This window comes from Mesorhizobium sp. M7A.F.Ca.CA.001.10.2.1 (genome assembly GCF_003998575.1).
Classification (GTDB): Bacteria; Pseudomonadota; Alphaproteobacteria; order Rhizobiales; family Rhizobiaceae; genus Mesorhizobium.
This window is the reverse complement of the sequence record NZ_RZQY01001122.1, coordinates 1-988: the sequence shown is the minus strand read 5'-3', so window position 1 is coordinate 988 and position 988 is coordinate 1. Positions and strand designations below refer to the sequence as shown.

At 63.3% G+C, this 988-nt stretch carries 2 protein-coding genes; one reads left to right on the top strand and one right to left on the bottom strand.

Translation table 11 applies throughout. The features are described from left to right. Nucleotides 1–10 precede the first annotated feature (10 nt). Complete coding sequence (locus EN964_RS35570) at nt 11–433, top strand: lysozyme inhibitor LprI family protein (protein ID WP_127271006.1); 423 nt, start codon at nt 11–13, stop codon at nt 431–433. Between the two features lie 6 nt (nt 434–439). Here EN964_RS35570 and EN964_RS35565 read toward each other — a convergent pair. Next, nucleotides 440–988: ATP-grasp domain-containing protein (locus tag EN964_RS35565; RefSeq protein ID WP_127277528.1), on the bottom strand; the 549-nt coding region annotated here is incomplete at its 5' end.

The following is a 988-nucleotide window of genomic DNA, read 5'->3' as shown; positions in this document are numbered from 1 at the left end:
GGAGAGAACCATGCGCCGAATGTTCCTGTCCGCCTGCCTTGTCCTGCTGGCGGCAGCTTCGGTTGCTCGCGCGCAGGAATGCGACCGCAGCGACGATAGCCAGCAGATGATGAACATCTGTGCCGGCGAAGACTATCAGGCGGCCGACGCCAAGCTCAACAAGGCCTATCAGGACCTTACCAGCTCGGATGACGCCGGCGGCAAGAGATTGCTGCAGGTGGCGCAGCGCGCCTGGATCACTTTTCGCGATGCCGAATGCGCGCATTCCACCGCCGCCAGTCAAGGCGGCTCGATCCATCCGATGGCAGTATCGCAATGCCTGACCAGATTGACCAATGATCGCATCAAGCAGCTCGCTGCCGCGGCCAATTGCGAGGAAGGCGATGTGAGTTGCGCCAATCCAGGCGAGGACGAGAGCGACGATTTGCAGTAGGCAACCCTATGAGGCGCGACGGCTGATCCGAGTGAAATGCCCCATCTTGCGGCCGAGCCGCGCTTCGGCCTTGCCGTAGAGATGCAGCATCAGATCGGGCTCGGCGAGAAGCTCCGGGACGCGCAGCACATCGTCGCCGATCAGGTTTTCCATCACACAGTCGGAATGGCGGTCCGGGGCGCCGAGCGGCAGGCCGGCGATGGCGCGGATATGCTGCTCGAACTGCGAGACGATACAGGCGGCTTCCGTCCAATGGCCGGAATTGTGCACGCGCGGCGCGATCTCGTTGGCCAGCAGCGAGCCGTCCGCCAGCACGAAGAACTCGACGCCGATGACGCCGACATAGTTCAGCGCCGACAGGATCTTCGATGCGGCCGTTCGGGCCGCTTCCGCCGTCTCCGGCATAATGGCGGCCGGCAAGGTCGATGTGTGGAGAATGCCGTTGCGATGGATATTCTCGGCTGGATCGTAAGCGACAACCGCACCGTCCAGCCCACGCGCCGCGATCACCGATATCTCGCGCTCGAACGGCACGAAGGCCTCCAGGATCAGAGG